Raw genomic sequence first — 19,361 nt, 5'->3', positions numbered from 1 at the left:
CGCGGGCAGTGGGCGCAGGCGTCGCGGATGGCGACAACTGACTGCCGCGGGCAGTGGGCATAGGCGTCGCGGATGGCGACAACTAACGAGACGAATGCGGGGCGTCGGCCATATGACCGGCGCCCCGTTTGTTTGGGTTGCGATATGTGACAGCGTGCCGCGCGGTGCGTCCCGTCCTGCGTGGCGCTCCAGCGGCGGCGCGGTGCGTCGCGGCTGCTTCGCGTCGGTGGCCGCGCGTCCGCTCTCGCTACTGATAGCGCAGTGCCTCAACCGGGTCGAGCCGGGCGGCGCGGCGCGCCGGGTAGTAGCCAAACACGAGGCCGATAAACACGCATACGCCAGTGGCGAAGCCAACGGCGCTGAGCGAGATGGCCGGCACGAGCATCGCGCCGCCGGAGCCGCCTATCTCTGCGACCAGCCCGGTGGAGCTGGCGATCCACGCGAGCGCCCACGAGCTGACGTAGCCCGCGATGATGCCGATGACGCCACCGGCGAGGCTGATGGCGATGGACTCCGCGAGGAACTGTGCCGTGATGTCCGTGCGCGTGGCGCCGAGGGCGCGGCGAAGGCCGATCTCGCGGATGCGCTCCGTCACGTTGGTGAGCATCATGTTCATGATGCCAATGCCGCCCACTAGCAACGATATGCTCGCAATCGCGCCGGCGATGAGCGCAAACGAGTTCATGAAGTTGTCCAGCGCCTCGATGCTCTCCTTCATGGAGTAGACGGAGATCATGGCCTCCGCATCTTCGTCAGGAATGCGCTGGATGCGTGCAATCTGGCTCTTCGTCTTCTCGACGAGGGCCGTCATGTCAACGCCCTCCTTCGCGAAGCCGACGACCTCCCAGAGCTCGCGAGAGTTCGCGCCCAGGCGCATCTGAGCGCACTTGAGCGGTACCCAGGCCTGTCCGTTGCCCTCCGACATCATGGTCATCATGCTCTGGCTGGTGACGCCGACGATGGTGTAGGAGGCGTTTCCCATCTTGATGGTCTTGCCGGCGAAGTCAGCCTCGGGATTGCCAAAGAGCTGACGCATGACGTCGGGCGTGACGATGCAGACTTGGGCGCCGCGACTCTCCTCGTCTGCCGTCCACGTGCGTCCCCTCGCGGGCTTGATGCCGGTGGCGGTTAGATAATCGTTGTCACCACCAGATATCTGCATGTATATGGAGCCCTTGTCCGTCGTCACGTCTGCCGCCGTCGAGGCGCCGCCGGCGATGAACTCGTACTCGGGGATTGTCTGCTCGAGCGTGTCGATGTTCGACTTCGTGAGGCCGTAGGGCGCGTAGATGGAGACGCGCCGGGCGGCGTCGAGGCCCAACTCGCCCACGAGCGAGTTGCGCACGCCTCCGATGAGCGAGGTCATGGCAATGACGGCGGCGATGCCGATCACGATGCCGAGGACCGTGAGGAGACTCCGCCCTCGGTTGGCGTCAAGCGCGCTCGTTGTCTCGGTTGCGAGGTCACGGGGCGTCATCTCTTACACCTCCGGAATGCGGTTGGGGAGCGACGTGGCGCTGCCTGGGCCGGGCCCCGCAGCGCGCTGGAGACGCGTTGCGGCGGCGGTTCCAGCGTCCGCGCGCGTCCCGAGCGTGCCACCGACACGCCCGCCGCCCGCGAAGGCGCCGTCTGCAAGGCGCCCATCGAGGATGTGCAGAGCGCGGTCCGCACGTGCGGCGACGTTTGGGTCGTGTGTGATGAGGACGATGGTCTTGCCGCGGTCGCGAAGGCGCTCGAAGGTCTGCATGACCATCTCGCCGGTCGCGGAGTCGAGGTTGCCCGTCGGCTCATCCGCGAGGATGATCGCCGGGTCGCTGACGAGGGCGCGTGCGATGGCGACGCGCTGCATCTGCCCGCCGGAGAGCTCGTTGGTCAGGTGGTCGAAGTGGTCCGGCGCGATGTCGACGGCCGTGAGCGCGCGAATCGCGCGTGGTTCGCGTTCGCGACGGTCCACCTCGGCATAGGCGAGCGGCAACATGACGTTGCGCAGCACCGTGGCACGCGGCAGGAGATTGAAGCTCTGAAACACGAAGCCAATGCGCCTGCCACGCACGAAGGAGAGGTCGTCGTCAGAGAGGGTCGAGATGTCGACTCCCTCGAGGCGATACGTGCCCGTGGTGGGCGTGTCGAGCAGCCCGAGGATGTTCATGAGGGTCGACTTGCCCGAGCCAGACGGCCCCATGATGGCGACAAACTCACCCTTGTTGACCGTGAGTGACACTCCGCGAAGAACGTGGTTGAAGCCAGCGCCCGTCTCGAAGATGCGATGGATGTTCTTGACGTCGATGACGGGCATGGTTATCGCGCCACAGTCGTCTCGCCCTCGACGGTTGAGTCGAGGGAGCTTACGGAGGCGTCGCCGGAGGCAACGTCCGCGGCGTTTCCGGCAACGTCGTCCATGGTACCGGCATCCATATCGTCTATGGTCGCGGCTTCCATGCCGGAGATGATGACGAGGTCGCCGTCGCAGATCGCGCCCTCCGTGGGCTTGATGGCGGTCTCCGAGCCGTTGTCGCCGAGAATCTCGACGTGGACGGTGTGCGCGGCGTGGGTCTTCTCGTCATCCTCGACGTAGACGACGCCGGTGCCGTCGCCGAAGTCCGTCACGGCGGCGGAGGGGACGATGAGGGCGGAGTCGATGGAGCTCGTGATGATGGAGACGTCTGCCGTCATGCCGGGCTTGAGGCGCGGATCTGGCGTGGGGATGACAAGCTCGACGGCATAGGTGGCACCACTGCCTCCGCCATAGCCGTAGCCGCCACCATCGTTACCGCTGGAGGTCGAGGCAATGGACTTGACGGTCGCGGAGAGCGTGAGGTCGGGAACGGCGGAGAAGGTGACGTTCGCTGGCTGGTCAAGGGAGAGCTTGTTGATGTCGACCTCGCTGATCTGGAGCGTCACGTTCATCTGGGAGAGATTGGCGACCAGGCAAAGCGAGCCGGTGCCCTGGGTGCCCGCGCTGGCAACCGCCTGGCCCACGGTAGCGCCGGGCTGGGCGTTGAGCTCGACGATGGTGCCGTCGATGGGGGACTTAACGGTGCGCTGCTCAGCGCGCTCGATCGCCTGGTTGTACGCGTCGTTTGCTGCCTCGAGCGAGATTTGGGCGGACTCGGGAGCGCGCTGGGCCTCGGTGAGCGCATTGCGGGCGCTCTTGAGCTCGGCCTGGGCCCCTTCGAGGGCCGCTTGCAGATCCGTGTCGTCAGGATTCGCGTTCAGCAGATTCTGCGCTTTGCTGACGGCCTCCTCCGCGGCACTGACGGTTTGCCTCGCCTGCTCGACACCCTGGTTTGCCTCGTCAACGCCTTGCTTGGCGGTACGAACGCCACGTCCGGCCTCGTTGATGGCGCGGTCAAGGTCGTCGTTCTTGATGGTGAAGAGGACGTCGCCCGCCTTGACCGTCTGGCCGGCGACGACGTTGACGGAGTCAATCGCGCCGTCGATCTGGGGCTGAACCACATACGAGGAGGAGGGCTTGATGGAGCCGGACCCGGTGACCTCAGTCGTGAAGGGACCGGTGTAGGCAGGGGTGGTGACGACCTGGATGCTGTTATCAGGCTTGTTCGCCGAGACGGCGCGGAAGACGAAGAAACCCACGACGAGCGCGGCGATGATGCCAACGACGATGCCCCTCCTGATCAGCTTCTTGCGGCGACGCTCGGCACGCATGCGCTTCAGCTGCTCGTAGGCCTCGCGCTCCTCGGGATCGAGGCCTGCCAGGGGGTCATTGGGATCAGGGACTGCGAGAGGGCTGGGGGAGATGACGTCCAGCTTCTGGGTCTCCTGGTCATGGTTGCCGAGTTGCATGTGGTCTCCGTGGGGGTCGGGGTCATTTTAGGCAGCGTGCAATCCAGACAAGCATATCGGACATTGTTTGGCCTGATGCTGAGAGCTCGGCAGATGACAGATATGTAAGGGAAAAGGCGCGAGGCTCAGTCAAGGAGTGAGCCTCGCGCCTTAATGTCAACGACGAGAGAGCTATGTGTGGCAACGCCTTATTCGCTAGGAAAGTGCCGCGCAGAGCGTGTCGACAAGCGAGACGGCGAGCATCTGGGCGTCGTTGATGGTGAAGGAGCCGTCGAAATTGGGGTCTGCGGGCAGCTCGATGCGAACCACGGGAGGCTTCGTGCGCGAGCTCTCAAGAGCCGTGCGCAGGCGCAGGGCGAGGTCACCGTCGTCCGCCATGGTCACGTTGGCGACGGAGGAGACGGCGGGACGCGGTGTCACGGCAAGGACGATAACGGCGCGGTCGGTCGGGAGGGCGTCCTTGGTCGAATCGACGAGGCGAAGACCGGTGTCATCAGACATGGCGCGAGCGATGTTCCAGATGCGGCCCGCGACATTGCGCGAGATCGGGTCCTCGGCGGTGAGTGCCACGGCGACCTCGTCGAGAACGAGCGCGGCACGGGCGAAGCTCATACCGCTCATGGGATGAGGACCCTGAGCGGGCTTGCCGGCCCAGACGTGGCGAAGGCGTTCGATGGCGTCGAAGGTGTCAGCGAAGGCGATTCCGTCTGCGAGCATGCCGACGTTCTCCTGGAAGAGCTTGACGGCACCCTCCGTGTGGGGTCCGTAGTAGCCGTCGGCCTCGCCGCAGGAGAAGCCGAGGACGTTGAGCGCGTTCTGCAGACAGCGGACGTCGTTGCCGTGGAAGTTGGGGAGACGCAGGTAGAGGGTGCGATCACCCATCTGGTAGCACTCGTCGACGAGGACGGACCAACAGGGCAGATCAACTTCCGCCGAGATGGACAGGCCGTGTTCGATGCGGAAGCGAGCCACGGCGTTTGCGGTGGACGAGCCAAACTCGGATGCGGAGCGTTCCGCCTCGTCGATCTCGTAGTCAAGCGATGCCAGGCGATCCTGGACGTCCTCGACCATCGAGCCGGTCATGCCCTCGCGAATCGGATCCATCAAAGTACTCCTTGTGTGCCTGCGCGGCCGCCTGGGGGAGCGCCGCGCCTCTAAGATGCTTCGTGGGCCTTACGGGCCCCGTTCTTGCTTGCGGCTAAGCCGCGCGCTCTACAAAGAAGTCTGCCATAGAGCAGAGTAGGTCGCGAGCCTCAAACGAAATGTGGCCCTTTTCCGCCGCCTCTGTTGCCAGGCGCTTGGTCTTCTCCGCGCCCTTCTCGGCAAGAGAACGGCAATGCTCGATGCCGCCACCCGCCTCGATGAGCTCAACGGCGCGCGTGAGGTCATCGGGTGCGGTCACGCCTGTGGTCAGGAGCGACACGAGCTCGTCGCGCTCTGCGGTGCCAAGGTTTTCGAGCGCGTGGACCACGGCGAGCGTGCGTTTGCCCTCCGTGATGTCGCTCCTGAAGTCCTTGCCCTGGGCGTCCGCGTCGCCTACGAGGTTCAGCAGGTCATCCTGTAGCTGGAAGGCGACGCCGGCCTCGATGCCAATCGCGTAGAGCTCGCGTGCGACGTCCTCGCGGGCGCCACCGGCGATGGCACCGAGATAGAGCGGGAAGGCGGCCGTGTAGTAGGCAGTCTTGCTCGTGACCATGAAGGTGTAGTCCGCGCTCGTGATGTCCCAGCGCCCGTCGCGTGCCCAACCGAGATCGAGTGCCTGCCCCTCGAGGGTGTGGCGCTCCATCGTGGCGAGGCTGCGCAGGAGCGAGAGCTTGGTGGGCGCGTCAAGCGCGGCGTCCTCCATGACGACCTCGAACACCTGCGTGAGGGCGAGGTCACCCATGTTGATGGCGACGCCTGTCCCCTCCGTGACGTAGAGGCACGGCTCGCCGCGGCGGAGCTCGGACTCGTCCGCGATGTCATCGTGGACGAGCGCGGCGCTCTGGAAGAGCTCGATAGCGATGCCGGCGGAGAGGGCGCGCTCTGGCGCGGCGCCCACGGCCTCGGCGCCGAGCAGGCAGAGGACCGGCCTCACGCGTTTGCCTCCACCCGAGGTGAAGTGGGCGAGGGGCGCGTAGAGGTAGCGGTTGAGGTCTGCCGTCGCGCAGGAGGTGTCGTCAAGCGGGGTTGCCGCGACGCGGGAGAGCGCCTGCTCCACGAGGGGCAGACGCTCCTTCAGATATCCGGGGAAGGTGTTGCTCACGCGGCCGTCCTAGCCCTCGTAGCCGTTGGGGTTCTTGGACTGCCAGTTCCAGGAGTCGCGGCACATGTCGTCGATGTCGTACTTGGCCTCCCAGCCCATCTCGGCCTTGGCCTTGGAGCAGTCCGCGTAGTTCGAGGTGACGTCGCCGGGGCGGCGCGGGTCGATGACGTAGGGGATGTCCTTGCCGCAGGCGCGGGAGAAGGCCTTGATGATCTCGAGCACGGAGGTGCCCTTGCCGGTGCCGAGGTTGAAGATCTCGACGCCCGTCTTGCCGTTCATCCACGCGAGGGCGGCGGCGTGGCCGGTGGCGAGATCGCAGACGTGGATGTAGTCGCGAACGCCGGTGCCGTCGGGCGTGTCGTAGTCATCGCCGAAGACGTGGACGGCCTCGCGCTTGCCGATGGCGGTCTGCGCGACGTAGGGCACGAGGTTGTTGGGAATGCCCTTGGGATCCTCGCCCATGAGTCCGGAGGGGTGGGCTCCGATGGGGTTGAAGTAGCGGAGGAGGACGACGTTCCACTCGGGGTCAGCGGTGTGGAGGTCGGTCAGGATCTGCTCGATCATCCACTTGGTCCAACCATAGGGGTTGGTGGCGTTCTTCTTGGGACTGGCCTCGGTGAGGGGCAGGGAGTCCGGGTCGCCGTAGACGGTGGCGGAGCTGGAGAAGATGATGGACTTGCAGCCGTGCTCGCGCATGACGTCGACGAGCGTGAGCGTGTTGCCCAGGTTGTTGGAGTAGTACTCGATCGGCTTGGAGACGGACTCGCCCACGGCCTTGAAGCCGGCGAAGTGGATGACGCGGTCGATCGTGTGGGTGCCGAAGATCTGTTCGAGCGCGGCGCGATCATTCACGTCCGCGATGACGAGCTCGAGGTTCTTGGCCGCCTCGGGGCCAACGATGGTCTTGATGCGGTCCTCGACCTTCGCGGAGGCATTGGAGAGGTCATCGACGATGACGACCTTGTAATCCTTCTGGAGCAGCTCGACCACGGTGTGGCTGCCGATGAAGCCGGCGCCGCCGGTGACGAGCACACAGGTGTCTTTGGGATCGATCTTCTCGCTCATGGGGTTCCTTTCGCCCAGGCGTTCAGTGACACGTAGACAGGGTGGACCTTGTCCACACCAACTTCCCATTATAGTGCCGATATGGTCGTGCTCGAGACATGAGCGGGCGGTTGGCGAGCTGAGCCGATGACGTGCGAGCTCATGTGACGAAGGACTGACGAAAGCGGGGTCGCTCGAGTTAACCGGGCGACCCCGCTGCTTTAGCGAGCGCATGCTGAAATGGAAGGATTGCCGAGCGATTGCCTAGCCTGCCCAGCCCCAGCGCGGCGTGACGATGTCGCCGTAGGAGGCAATCCAGGAGTCGAGGCTCTGCGTGTTGATGTAGCCCACGTTCTCCATGACCATGCCACCGCCGATGTAGATGCCAACGTGGCCGTAGATGCGGCCGGCTGCGGTGCTGCCGTGCGTCGAGACTGCGACGATCATGCCGGCCCGCAAATCGCCCTTGTTGGAGCTCGTGCAGTAGTTCCAGTACATGTTGTTGGCGTTGCCGCCGGGATATCCAAGGCCGGCAGCCTGGTAGACGCGGCTGACCCACATGGCGCAGAGGCCCGCGCCCGGCGAGGCGACGCGATGACAGGCGGCGACGATGGCGGCGCCCTTGTCAGTCGGGGAGGCGTTGCTAAGGCTGCCGGAGACGCCGCCAGCAGCGCTTGCGGCCGCCTTCGCTGCCTCCGCCTGACGGCGCTCCTCCTCGGCTGCGGCCGCGATCTCCGCGTCGCGCTTCGCCATGAGGGCCTTCACGTCATCGGAGAGGCTGTTGACGACGGAGCTAGCCTCGTCCTGCTTGGCCTGAACGGCCTGGAGCTGCTGGGTCTGCTCCTCCTTGAGCTGCTCGAGCTCTGCCTTCTGCTGCTCGAGCTCGGCCTTTGCCTGTTCGAGCTCTGCCTTGGCGGTCTTGACGTCGTTGATCAGCTGCTCGTCGCTGGCATTGATCTTGCCCATGTAAAACAGATTGTTCGAGAACTCCTCAAAGCTCTGGGAGTTGAGGATGAGGGCAAGGATGTCCGAGTTGCCGGTCTTATAGCTGCTGGAGATGCGGCTGGCGAGCTGGTCCTGCTTGGCTTCGATCTCCGTCTGCTTGGCGTCGATCTCGGCCTGCTTTGCGTCGATCTGGGCCTGGACTTCCTCGATCTTGCCGACGGTCTCGTTGAGCTTCTGGTTGAGCTCCTGGTACTCCGCGGCGATGGCGTCGAGCTTGGCCTGGGCGGCGTCAAGCTCTGCCTGGGCGGAGCTGAGGGCGTTGGTCGTTTGTTGGGAGGCCTTTGCGGCAAAAGCCGAGGAAGGCGCACCGAGCATACCGGCGGTGATGACGGAAAGGCCAAACATGGCCTTGAGCGCCGTGCGGCGCGTCATGAGCTTCTGCGGACGAGAAAGAGTGTTGAGCTCGTCTTTTTCATATGAGGAAACGCCCTCGGTGGGGCGGAGGTTGCTTCGCGACATGTGTGCTCCAAGTGGTGTACGTTTGCGTGTCGGTGGCTCTGATTAGAAAAGGATAGACCAACCGAGTCTCCGTTGCCCGAATTACACGGCTTTGACGGATGAGACATCTGGCGAACAGTTCTAGTTACGACTCCACATGGCAGGTGGGACATCTGACGAACGGTTCTAGTTACGAGCCCACACGGCAGGTCTACGGCTGAGAGGGCGGACATCGCGCCTCGTGGGCAACAAGCCATGCAAAGTGCTTCCGTGGGGTCGTTGACATATCTACGGAGTCGAAGTTCGCTGATGCCAAGCCATGTAAACGCCTTCTGCTCGCCCCTCTAATGTCGCCAGAGGATTTTTCCGAGAGGATGGTCAAAAAACCCATCTTGGCGTACGCCTGAAGACAATTTGTGGTGTGAAGCGCGGTGCGTGCGACAGTTAATTGATCGATTTGGGCCCGTAAGGTGTGGCTGGGCTTGGGTAGAGGCTCCTTAAGTACTCAGTTGTTTGACTCCAGTCAAGCAACTGACGATGTGATCGACTTGGACCGTACGCCAAGAAGGTGTTTTTGACCATTGGCCGCGGAAAATGCTTGCGAGGGCTAGATTCCAAGAGCCGAAAGCGCGATGAGGCAGGCGCTCCAGAGGACGCAGGCGGCCGCGAACGCGATATCGCGCGGGCGGATGCGCTGCTCATGGTAGTGCGTACGACCCGCGCCGCCTTCATAGCAACGGGCGTCGAGCGCTCGGGAGAGATTGTCGGCGTGACGAATCGCTCCGGCGAACATCGGCACGAGGATGGCGCCAATGGCACGGACGCGGTTGGCGAGGCCACCCTCCTCGAAGGACGCGCCTCGTGCTGCTTGGGCATCCATGATCGACTGAGCTTCGTCCGCAAGCACCGGCACGAAGCGAAGGGCGAGTGAGAGCACCATCGAGATCTCATGGGCGGGAAGGCCCAAACGGCCGAGAGGCGAGAGCAGGGACTCGAATGCGTCCGTGAGGGCAGTGGGTGTGGTGGTGAGCAGCAGCAGGGCGCCCAGTGCCACTGCCATAAGCAGGCGGACCGCGTAGAGCGCGGCGATCCAGATGCCCTCAGTGGTGAGCGCGAGCGGCCCTAGTTGCGCGAGCGTTGTCCCGCCGTGCGCCATGAAGAGGTTAAAGACGGCGACGAAGGCTACGAAGGGCACGATGGGGCGAACGCTTGCCCAGATGATCTTGGGCGTAACGTGGCTTGCGGCGACGAGCGCGAGGATGCCGATCGCGGCGAGGGCGAGTCCCGTCGGGGTGGTCACCGTGACCATGAGAATGACGAGGGCCATGAGGCAGATCACCTTCACGCGCGCGTCGAGGCGGTGCACGAGCGAGGTGCCAGGCTGATAGCGGCCGATTGGGGAGGCTAGCAAGATCGATCCCCTCCTCTGAGCCGGGTGATGTTGGTGACGAGCGCGCTGGTTGTGAGCGGCTGGCCAAGCTCGCCCGGTGCGAAAACGCCGGCGTCCTCGAGGCTGTGGGCGAGCTCGAGGGGGGCGGGTACGCCGAGGCCAAGCTTGTGAAGGGCTTCCCCATGGGAGAAGACCTCCTCAGGCGTGCCGGCGAGGGCAATGCGTCCCTGGTCGAGCGCGATGACGCGATCAGCGAGCTCGGCGACGTCCTCCATCGAGTGGGAGATCATGAGCACGGTCACTCCGCGGGCGTGGAGCGCACGAACGTGCTCGCGCAGGCGGGCGGCTCCGCGCGGGTCGAGCCCGGCGACCGGCTCGTCGAGGACGAGGACCTCGGGCTCCATGGCGAGGACGCCGCCCAGGGCAACGAGTCGCTGCTGTCCGCCCGAGAGGTCGAAGGGGGAGGCGCTGGCCTTATCGGCGATGCCGAGGAATTCGAGCTGCTCGTTCACGCGGCGAGCGACTTCTTCCTCGGGAAGTCCGAGGTTGCGAGGGCCGTAGGCGACGTCTGCCGCGACGGTCTTGGCGAAGAGTTGGCGCTCGGGGCGCTGCATCACGAAGCCGATCTTGCCGCGAAGCTCGCGGCGGCGCTTACGGTCAGCGGCAGGAATGCCACATACGCTGACTTCGCCGGATTGTGGATTGCCGAGCGCGCATGCGAGGCGGGCGATCGTGGACTTGCCGGAACCCGTCTGGCCGATGAGGGCGACGAGCTCACCGCGCGCAAGCTCGAAGGAGAGGTCGTCAAGGGTGGGGGCAGCGCCGTACGAGAAGCTGACGTTTGAGAAGCGGAGGGCTGCCGGCGCGTTATCGCTGGTAGGGATGTTTGTCGCGTGCGGGGACGGTTCCTCGTCCGCAGACGCGATGACCCCCTGGTTCGCGCCCCTCTCGGCAAGGACATGCGCGAGCTCGCTTGCGCTTGCGCAGGGCTCCAGGCCAAGCTCGAGCGACACGCGCGTTGCGAGAGGAAGGTCAAGGCCGCATTCACGTAGCTCGCGGGCGTGCGCGAAGACCTCGGCGGGAGTTCCCTCGAGAGCGACGTGACCGGAGCGCATTACGATGACGCGGTCTGCGGCGAGCGCCTCGTCCATGAAGTGCGTGACGTGGACGAGGGTGGTGCCGGCCTCCTGAAGCAGGTCGAGCACGCGCATGATGCCGCGGCGCCCGCGGACGTCGAGCATGGCGCCGGGCTCGTCAAGCACGAGCATGTCTGGGTGCATGGCGAGGGCGCTCGCGATGGCGACGCGCTGCTGCTGGCCGCCGGAGAGGCGCGCCGGATCTGCCTGGGCATATGCGGACATCGCCACGCGTCCCAGTTCCTCGTTGACGCGTCGGGCGATGTCGATGCGCTCGATGCCGAGGTTCTCTGGCCCGAAGGCCACGTCATCGGCGACGACGCTCGTGACGATCTGGTCCTCGGGGTTCTGGAAGACGAGGCCCGTGACCCGGCGCGCGTGACGGTAGGCGTCCGGGTCAGGCGAGCCGTCGAAGCAGGTACGGCCTGCGAGCTCGACGGTTCCCTCGTCAGGCGCAACCAGGCCTGCGAGCACCTGAGCGAGTGACGACTTACCGGAGCCGTTGGGACCGAGCACGCAAATGCGCTCGCCGGGTTCAATGCGTAGCGAAACGCCATCGAGGGCCCAGGTGAGGCCGCCGTCATAGGAGAGACGGACGTCCTTGAGCTGGGCCCTCGACATGGGCGCGTTGTTAGGCGAGGCGGCCAATTACCTGCTCACGAGCTTGGAGACGGGCTTGAACACCACGGCGGTCACGGCACAGTTGAGCGCGACCTTGATGATGTTGAAAGGCAGCAGCACCGGCACGATCATGGCCATGACGTCGGCCGAGGTCATCGTGGGGGTGTAGATCGGGGTGATGACGATGTTGGCTCCGCAGGCGACGACGAGGGTGGCGACGGCGCCGAGCGCCATGCCGGTGGCAGCGCCAGCGACGGTCTGCTTGCGTTCGTACACGAGCGAGGCGGGAACGACGAGCGCGAGCGTGCAGAGGATGCCCATGAGGCCGCCCCACGGATTCATGAAGAGGTGGGGGAGCCAGGACAGGACGCTCACGATGGCGCCCGTGCCCGTGCCGAAGGCGAGGCCGGCGACGAGGCAGACGGCGCCGGACGGGTCGTACTTCAGCCACGCGACCGGCGGAACCGGGATCTCCATGTAGCTGACGATCATCGAGACGGCGACGAACAGCGCGCAGATGGCGATGCGCTGAGTCGACCAGCCGCCTGACGTGGTGCCGGTGGTTGCGTGGGAGTTTGCGTGCGTGGAAGTAGCCATAAGTGGCCTCCGTTTCTTCCATCCGGACTGTGACCGTTGGCTCCGGACTCTCACCGGATCGACCGCGTATTCGCGGGTCGCGGGCTCCTGGTTGGCTCTTTGCCACCAGTTACCGCCAGTGGGGAATTTCGCCCCGCCCTGAAACTGACACCGATAGGCTAGCACATTGCCCACGGCGCGCAAAGGGATTTATGCGCGAGGGCTCGAGACGCTGTGGGACGAACGGGGGAGCGGGCACGTGGCGCCGGGGCCGAGGTACGGCGGAGTATGCCCTGCGAGGCGGAGACGCCCCGGTCTGGCGGCCCCGAATGCGGAGTTTGCATTGACGCGCGAAAGGGCGGGTAAACTTCAGCGGAGAGAATCAGACGTTCGCCGCGCGGCAGCCTTGGGCTGCCTGGCCGGTCATCGCAGCTCATGATCATCGCCGCGCGGCCGCGCGCGTAGCCCGAGGAGGACCCATGTCCCAGGATTCCGAGAAGTTCGACGCCCTCGCCCACGCCCTCGAGAGCGTGGTGGGCGCGGATGCCGTCCGCCGCGACGAACCGATGAGCGCCCACACCACCTTCGGCGTCGGCGGTCCGGCGGACCTGTTCGTCACGCCCGCGACGGAGGACGAGCTCGTGCGCGTCACGCGCGCCTGCGTCGATACGGGTGTGCCGCACTTTCTGCTTGGCCTGGGCTCTGACCTACTCGTCGGCGACAAGGGCTATCGCGGTGTCATGATCGACTGCGCCGGCGCGCTCGACGACATCCTGTTGTTGGGTGATCCGCGCGAGGCCTGCGAGATCCTCTGTGAGGCAGGTGCTGCCATCGCGGATGTATCCGAGCTCGCGGCTTCCCTCGGCCTAACGGGCCTTGAGTTTGCCTGTGGCATCCCGGGCAGCGTGGGCGGCGCCGTCTTCATGAACGCCGGTGCCTATGACGGCTGCTGCGCCGATGTCCTCGAGAGCGTCCGCTGCCTCATGCCGAGTGGCTATGTCGAGGAGATTCCGGCCGATCAGCTCGAGATGGGCTACCGCACGAGCCGCGTGCGCACCGAGGGCCTTGTGGTGCTCTCCGCCACGTTCAAGCTCGAGGCGGGCGACCGCTCCCAGATTGCGGATCGCGTGGCCGAGCTTACGGAGGCGCGCCAGTCCAAGCAGCCGCTTGAGTATGGCAGCGCGGGCTCGACCTTCAAGCGCCCCGAGGGCCACTTTGCCGGCAAGCTCATCAGCGATGCCGGCCTCAAGGGCTACCAGGTGGGGGGAGCCGCGGTCTCGACTAAGCATGCGGGCTTCGTCGTGAACCTTGGCGATGCTACGGCGGCCGACGTGCGCGCCGTCATCTCCCATGTCCAGAACGAGGTCAAGCGTCAGTTCGACGTCGAGCTCGAGCCCGAGGTCAGGTTCGTGGGCGAGTTCTAGGTTCGTTAACCCGCCATATGCTCGTGGAGCTCGAGAAGCTCGAGCGCGATGCTGTCGATAACGGAGAAGTCCGAGCCTTTGTTGGTCATTACGACGAGAACCACATCGCCGGTCTCCTCGCGCACCACGCCGGCGTCGACCGTGGTCGAGAGGGAGCCGCCCTCGCCGGGGTACCATCCGGCCTTTGACCAGGTGCCGCCAAAGGCTCTGCCCACGTACTTGATTGCAGAGGTCTCCGGTATGGCGAACTCGCTTGCGAGATAGGCGGCTCCCGGCTCGTTGCTGGCAAGGTACTGCCCACAGAGCGCCCACATCGAAAGCAGCTGGTTAGGCGTCACAAACTCGTAGTTATTGTCCGCGATGCTCGCGACGCTGAGCGTCTGCATGGCAGAGTCGATGTCGCTGGTCGCCGCCGTTGCCGGCAGGTTCTCCGCGCCCGCTTCGTCAACGAGCTGTCGCATGACGTCGTCGCCGTTGCTCCCGCGCAAGATGGCGTAGGCGACGTTGTCAGACTGCTCGATCGTCGCGGAGATGAGGCCCGAGAGGGATTCGATGCCATCGCCCAGGCCATAGCGCGCGAGCGCGGCGACATAGGGCCCCTTGAGCGAGCTTGCGGAGTAGAAGGCGGTGTCTGCGTTGTAGCTGATGGTCGCGCCGGTGTTGACGTCTAGCAGGACATAGCCAACCTTGTAGCCCGCGTCTTCGATGGCGTCGGTCGCGTGACGAAGAGGGACGATTTTGTCGTTGGTGATGCTGGCATCTGAGACGACGATGCCCGCTGGGTCCTCGGGGACGGAAAACCCTGTCGAGATTAGGCTATCCGCGAAGGAGGCTCCGCTTGAGGGCGGTGCGGACACTCGAGCGCTGAGGACACCGACGGGTTCTCCCGGGCGAGCCGCCACAGAATCGTTCTTCGTGTGTGCGATACCAAAGACGAGGGCGATGATGATGACGACAGCGACCGCGCTGGCTATGACGGAGGCGCGGGCGTCCACGAGGAGGAGCCACCTAAGCACGCGCGGAAGCGCGGGCGTTTCCGCCTGCGCTTCCGTCTCGGTGTCTATCTCCGCCTCGACGAGCCTCTCGTTCGTCTCGGCGACGTTGTTCAACTCGGGCGCATCGGCTGACTCGAACGTTTCGTCCAGGTCGCTCTCGCGCTGATCGTCTGACATCTTGCCTTGCCTCGCTGCCGCCTAGTTCTTGAGGGAGTTGAGCGGGGCGGGGAAGCGGCCGCCGCGGTGCGCCAGGACGTGACCCGCGTTGGGGTTCACGTGCATGACGGGGGCGCGGCCAAAGAGGCCGCCGAACTCGACGCAGTCGCCCTCGGCCTTGCCGATGGCGGGGATGAGGCGAACGGCGGTGGTCTTGTTGTTGATGACGCCGATGGCCATCTCGTCGGCGATGATGCCGGCGATCGCCTCGACCGGCGTGTCGCCCGGAACGGCGATCATGTCGAGGCCGACGGAGCACACGCAGGTCATGGCCTCGAGCTTCTCGAGGGAGAGCGCGCCGGCCTCGGCGGCGTCGATCATGCCGGCGTCCTCGGAGACCGGGATGAAGGCGCCGGACAGGCCGCCCACGCTGGAGCTCGCCATGACGCCGCCCTTCTTGACGGCGTCGTTGAGCATGGCGAGGGCGCACGTGGTGCCCGGACCGCCGCACTGGCCGACGCCGATGATCTCGAGGATGCGTGCCACGGAGTCGCCGATGGCGGGGGTGGGGGCGAGCGAGAGGTCGACGATGCCCTTCTCGACACCGAGGCGGCTCGCGGCCTGGCGGCTCATGAGCTCGCCGGCACGGGTGATCTTGAAGGCGGTCTGCTTGATGCGCTCCGCAACCTCCATCATGTCGGCCGTCTTGGGGAGCTCGGCGAGGGCCGCCGCCATGACGCCGGGGCCGGAGACGCCGACGTTGATGACGGCGTCAGCCTCGCCAGAGCCATGGACGGCGCCCGCCATGAACGGCGAGTCCTCGACCATGTTGGCGAAGCAGACGAACTTGGAGGCGCCCACGGAATCACGATCCGCCGTGAGCTTGGCGGCGTCGATGATGGTCTGGGCAGCCATGAGGACGGCGTCCATGTTGATGCCGGCGCGCAGGCTCGCGACGTTTACGCTCGAGCACACGCGGCTCGTGGAGGCAAGCGCCTCGGGGATGCAGTTGATGAGACGGCGATCTGCGTCGCCGATGCCCTTGTGCACGAGGGCGGAATAGCCGCCAAGGTAATCGATGCCGAGGGTCTCCGCTGCGCGGTCAAGCGCGTGCGCGAGCGGCACGAGGTCGATGTCCGGGCAGGCGGCGGCAATCTGGGCGATGGGCGTTACGGAGACGCGCTTGTTGACGATGGGGATGCCATACTCGCGCTCGAGGTTCTCCGCGGTCTCAACGAGGTGCTCGGCCTTGGTGGTGATGCGGTCATATACCTTGGTGCACATGCGGTCGAGGTTCTCGTCCGCGCAGCCCATGAGCGAGATGCCCATGGTGATGGTGCGAATGTCGAGGTGCTGCTCGGTCACCATGTTGAGTGTCTCGGCGACCTCTTCTGCAGTAATAGACACGATGTCCCCTTCGTTTGGCATGGACGTGCGGCATGCGCTTGCGGACGCGCAGGCCCAGCGTGTGCGGGCTTATGCGCGCAAATGTGCGATTTACACATTATGCACGAGTGCTAGGGGAGACGATACCGAACGGTGCCGCTGTTCGTTGGATTGTTACAGGCAGCGGAGCGTTTTGCGGCGTCGAGGCTTTTGTGGCCAGTGCCCTCGCAATCCCTGCATGTGGAGGAGGCCGCTCGAGGCGGCCTCCGCATGGGTTCTGGGTGGTTTGGCTCTTGCCCGGGGGCGGACGCTAGAGTGCCGGGACGGGCTGGGCTGCCATGCCAATGAGGCTGGGACCCGCGTGCACGATCAGGTCCGGCGAGAGGCTGACCTTGACGATTTCGCAACAATTGGGAATCATCTCGTGAATCTTCTCGGAGAGCTCCTCCGTGCGAGGCTCCGCCTTGGTGCAGCACACGGCACAGATAACCTGCGCGTATTCCTTGGCCTTCTCGGCAATGATGGCAAGCTCGCTGGCGAGGGCCTTCTCCCAGCCACGACACTTCTTGACGGTGACGTACTTGCCCTCTTTATCGCAAGTGAAGACGGGCTTGAGGTTCAGGACGCTGCCGAGGCGGTAGGTGGCCTCGTTGATGCGGCCACCGTGGCGCAGGTAGGAGAGCTCGCGCACGGTGAAGTAGCCGTGGGTCTCCGCTGCGAGGGCCTCGAGCCTGCCCTGGAGCTCGTCGAAGGGGATGCCCGCCTCGACCATGCGGACGGCTGCCATGACGGTGAGACCCGCCGCGATGCCGATGCTCTTGGTGTCGACGACCGCCACCGGGAAATCGGGCATTTGGCCGGCGACAAGGTGGACGGTGTGGTTGGTGGCGGAGAGACCGGAGCTGATCGTCACGAAGACGGCTGCCTCGTAGCCATCGGCACGAGCGGTCTCGAGAGCCTCTCGGATGTCCTTGGGGGAGGGAAGGCTCGTTGTGGGAATCTCCTCGGCGAAGCGGTCGATCACCTCGTCGGCGGTAATCTCCGAGCCGGAGCGATAACTGTCGCCGTTGGAATAGTTGACTGCGAGCGACACGGTGCGCACGTCATGAGCCGCGGCGAAGTCCGCCGGGGTGTCAGTGCCCGAATCCGTGATGATGGCAATGCGCTGCTCGTTCATGCGGGGCTCCCTGTTAGGTGCGGTGCGACTGTTGCTCGTGCGATGCAAAGTCTCTCGGTCGAATCCTCGAGATTAGTGTATCTAGTTATGGATACTAGGATACGTCATTTTGATAATGCGTAAACTTGCGTCACAAGTTGGGTTGGACGTACATTTACCCACTGAACCCTGGGGAATTGGCTATTCAGACAAGGGGGCCGGCGATGACTTTGCACGAAGATGACGTTCGCGATCTGCGCGAGCGCATGACGCGCGTCCACATCGCGCGAGTCGAGGAGATGCCGCGCATAGAGCTCTATCTCGACCAGGTGCTCTCCTTTGTGTCCGAGAACCTCTCGTTCATGGCCCTCCCGGGCGAGGAGCTCATCACGAGCTCTATGGTCAACAACTACGTGAAGCAGCGCGTGATTCCGGCCCCTCAGCGCCGTCGCTACACTCGTCGCCATGTCGCTTCGCTCATCTTCGTGTGCACGCTGAAGCGCGTGCTTCCCATAAGCGAGGTCAAGACCTTGTATGATGCCTGCGTCGACCGCGGCGTGAACGTCGCCAGTACGTATGACGTGCTCGTCGCCACGCTTGAGGAGACCCTCGCCCGTCGCTTTGCCGTTGACGAGGACGAGCGTGCCATTCCCGCAACCCCGCACGTGCCGTTGACGGATGCTAACGGTGTCGAGGTCGCCCCCGACCTGTCGCGCCTCATGAGCGCCGCCGTCGAGGCTGTGGCGGATAAGGTCTACGTGGAGCAGACTCTTTCCCAGGTGAGGTAGGCGCTGCCGAGGCGCTGGGCGTGGCTTTCCCGGTCATGTCATGACGTGAGCGCGGTCCGGTTGCGCCTCCGTGCGGACGCGCTGCCGAGACGCTGGCTGTCCCCCAGGTGAGGGCAACATTTCAGCGTCTTTGTGGAACAGCGCCCCGCTCAGATGGGGCAGACAATTCGGTGGGTACAATTAAAAAGTTGCAAAAACGGTGGGCGCAGGGGCGCCTGCCTTGCCGGGTGCCGCCGCGGTGCCCGCTTAGATTTGGAGGTACGCGCAATGAGCACGGTCTACGTCTTTGGTCACCAGAACCCTGACAACGACGCCGTCATGTCCGCCGTCGTTCTCGCCCAGCTTCTTAACCAGGTTGGCTACGAGGGCAACGAGTACAAGGCCTGCGCCCTCGGTGCGCTTCCGGCCGAGTCCGCCAAGCTCCTCGCCGAGGCTGGCATTGCCGAGCCCGAGCAGATCAAGGGCGTCGAGGCTGGCCAGCTTGTCGTCCTGACTGACCACAACGAGTCCAGCCAGTCCGTCGAGGGCCTGAAGGACGCCACCGTCCTGGGCGTCGTCGACCACCACCGCATCGGTGACTTCGAGACTGCCGCTCCGCTCCACTACATCGCGCTTCCCTGGGGTTCCAGCTGCACCATCGTCGCCAAGCTGTTCGAGGTTCTCGACCAGGAGCTCACGGACGTCCAGGCGAAGCTCCTGCTCTCTGCCATGATGACCGACACGCTCATGCTCAAGAGCCCCACGACCACCGACGTCGACCGTGCCATCGCCGCCAAGCTTGGCGAGCAGCTTGGCGTTGATCCGGTCAAGTTCGGCATGGAGGTCTTCCTCTCCCGGCCGTCCGGCTCCTTCACCGCGGCCGAGATGGTCGGCAACGACATCAAGATGTTCGAGGTCGCCGGCCAGAAGCTCCTTATCGGCCAGTACGAGACGGTTGACAAGAGCCGCGCTCTCGGCATGATCGACGAGATCCGCGAGGCCATGCGCGCCTACCAGGCCGACAAGGGCGCCGAGGGCATCGTCCTTTGCCTGACCGACATCATGGAGGAGGGCTCCCAGGTCCTCTTCGAGGGCGAGACCGCCGTTGCCCAGAAGGGCCTCGGTATCGCCGACGAGCACGATGGCGTCTGGATGCCCGGCGTGCTCTCCCGTAAGAAGCAGGTTGCTGCCCCGATTCTCGCCGCCGCGGAGTAGAAG

At 64.9% G+C, this 19,361-nt stretch carries 16 protein-coding genes and 1 riboswitch; of the genes, 3 read left to right on the top strand and 13 right to left on the bottom strand.

Annotated features, from left to right (window positions below; genetic code table 11):
• Positions 1–247 precede the first annotated feature (247 nt).
• The 10 genes from Q0H23_RS03335 to Q0H23_RS03290 form a co-directional block, all read right to left on the bottom strand.
• Positions 248–1,477, bottom strand: a complete 1,230-nt coding sequence (locus Q0H23_RS03335) for an ABC transporter permease (protein ID WP_293814324.1) — start codon at positions 1,475–1,477, stop codon at positions 248–250.
• Between the two features lie 3 nt (positions 1,478–1,480).
• Positions 1,481–2,296: an ABC transporter ATP-binding protein gene (locus Q0H23_RS03330; protein WP_293835676.1), complete on the bottom strand. Its 816-nt coding sequence runs from the start codon at positions 2,294–2,296 to the stop codon at positions 1,481–1,483.
• A 2-nt stretch (positions 2,297–2,298) separates the two neighbouring features.
• Positions 2,299–3,804 (bottom strand): efflux RND transporter periplasmic adaptor subunit, encoded by a 1,506-nt coding sequence (locus Q0H23_RS03325; RefSeq protein ID WP_293835672.1) that lies wholly within the window; start codon positions 3,802–3,804, stop codon positions 2,299–2,301.
• Positions 3,805–3,999: 195 nt separating this feature from the next.
• The gene (locus Q0H23_RS03320; protein ID WP_293835668.1) at positions 4,000–4,908 is read right to left on the bottom strand and encodes a peptidoglycan-binding protein; all 909 of its coding nucleotides are present in this window, start codon (positions 4,906–4,908) and stop codon (positions 4,000–4,002) included.
• Positions 4,909–5,002: 94 nt separating this feature from the next.
• Positions 5,003–6,049 (bottom strand): polyprenyl synthetase family protein, encoded by a 1,047-nt coding sequence (locus Q0H23_RS03315; protein ID WP_293835665.1) that lies wholly within the window; start codon positions 6,047–6,049, stop codon positions 5,003–5,005.
• 9 nt (positions 6,050–6,058) lie between these two features.
• Positions 6,059–7,114, bottom strand: a complete 1,056-nt coding sequence (galE, locus tag Q0H23_RS03310; protein WP_293835662.1) for a UDP-glucose 4-epimerase GalE — start codon at positions 7,112–7,114, stop codon at positions 6,059–6,061.
• A 243-nt stretch (positions 7,115–7,357) separates the two neighbouring features.
• A complete protein-coding gene (locus Q0H23_RS03305; RefSeq protein WP_293835657.1) occupies positions 7,358–8,557 on the bottom strand; it encodes a CHAP domain-containing protein in 1,200 nt (399 codons plus the stop codon).
• Positions 8,558–9,143: 586 nt separating this feature from the next.
• Positions 9,144–9,947: an energy-coupling factor transporter transmembrane component T gene (locus tag Q0H23_RS03300; protein ID WP_293835654.1), complete on the bottom strand. Its 804-nt coding sequence runs from the start codon at positions 9,945–9,947 to the stop codon at positions 9,144–9,146.
• A complete protein-coding gene (locus tag Q0H23_RS03295) occupies positions 9,941–11,683 on the bottom strand; it encodes an energy-coupling factor transporter ATPase (protein ID WP_293835652.1) in 1,743 nt (580 codons plus the stop codon). The genes Q0H23_RS03300 and Q0H23_RS03295 overlap by 7 nt, the downstream gene beginning before the upstream one ends.
• Before the next feature lie 27 nt (positions 11,684–11,710).
• The gene (locus Q0H23_RS03290; RefSeq protein ID WP_293835650.1) at positions 11,711–12,280 is read right to left on the bottom strand and encodes an ECF transporter S component; all 570 of its coding nucleotides are present in this window, start codon (positions 12,278–12,280) and stop codon (positions 11,711–11,713) included.
• Between the two features lie 6 nt (positions 12,281–12,286).
• Positions 12,287–12,430, bottom strand: a riboswitch (FMN riboswitch).
• Between the two features lie 308 nt (positions 12,431–12,738).
• On the opposite strand from Q0H23_RS03290, the gene murB reads away from it, so the two are divergent.
• On the top strand, positions 12,739–13,683 hold the full coding sequence (gene murB / locus Q0H23_RS03285; RefSeq protein WP_293835648.1) for a UDP-N-acetylmuramate dehydrogenase: 945 nt from the start codon (positions 12,739–12,741) through the stop codon (positions 13,681–13,683).
• Between the two features lie 5 nt (positions 13,684–13,688).
• On the opposite strand, the gene Q0H23_RS03280 is transcribed toward murB, so the two are convergent.
• From Q0H23_RS03280 to Q0H23_RS03270, 3 genes are all read right to left on the bottom strand, one after another.
• A complete protein-coding gene (locus Q0H23_RS03280; RefSeq protein ID WP_293835645.1) occupies positions 13,689–14,855 on the bottom strand; it encodes a serine hydrolase in 1,167 nt (388 codons plus the stop codon).
• 21 nt (positions 14,856–14,876) lie between these two features.
• Positions 14,877–16,241, bottom strand: a complete 1,365-nt coding sequence (locus Q0H23_RS03275; protein ID WP_293835643.1) for a PFL family protein — start codon at positions 16,239–16,241, stop codon at positions 14,877–14,879.
• Positions 16,242–16,530: 289 nt separating this feature from the next.
• Positions 16,531–17,397, bottom strand: a complete 867-nt coding sequence (locus Q0H23_RS03270; protein ID WP_293835640.1) for a DegV family protein — start codon at positions 17,395–17,397, stop codon at positions 16,531–16,533.
• 203 nt (positions 17,398–17,600) lie between these two features.
• On the opposite strand from Q0H23_RS03270, the gene Q0H23_RS03265 reads away from it, so the two are divergent.
• Together Q0H23_RS03265 and Q0H23_RS03260 are read left to right on the top strand one after the other, a co-directional pair.
• Positions 17,601–18,164 (top strand): DUF1836 domain-containing protein, encoded by a 564-nt coding sequence (locus Q0H23_RS03265; RefSeq protein WP_293835637.1) that lies wholly within the window; start codon positions 17,601–17,603, stop codon positions 18,162–18,164.
• A 267-nt stretch (positions 18,165–18,431) separates the two neighbouring features.
• Positions 18,432–19,358: a manganese-dependent inorganic pyrophosphatase gene (locus tag Q0H23_RS03260; RefSeq protein WP_293835635.1), complete on the top strand. Its 927-nt coding sequence runs from the start codon at positions 18,432–18,434 to the stop codon at positions 19,356–19,358.
• Positions 19,359–19,361: the final 3 nt, after the last annotated feature.

It is taken from the genome of uncultured Parolsenella sp., assembly GCF_934660935.1.
In the GTDB taxonomy this organism is placed as follows: Bacteria; Actinomycetota; Coriobacteriia; order Coriobacteriales; family Atopobiaceae; genus Parolsenella.
Note: the sequence above shows the minus strand (reverse complement) of the source record. Positions and strands in the feature narration are given on the sequence as shown.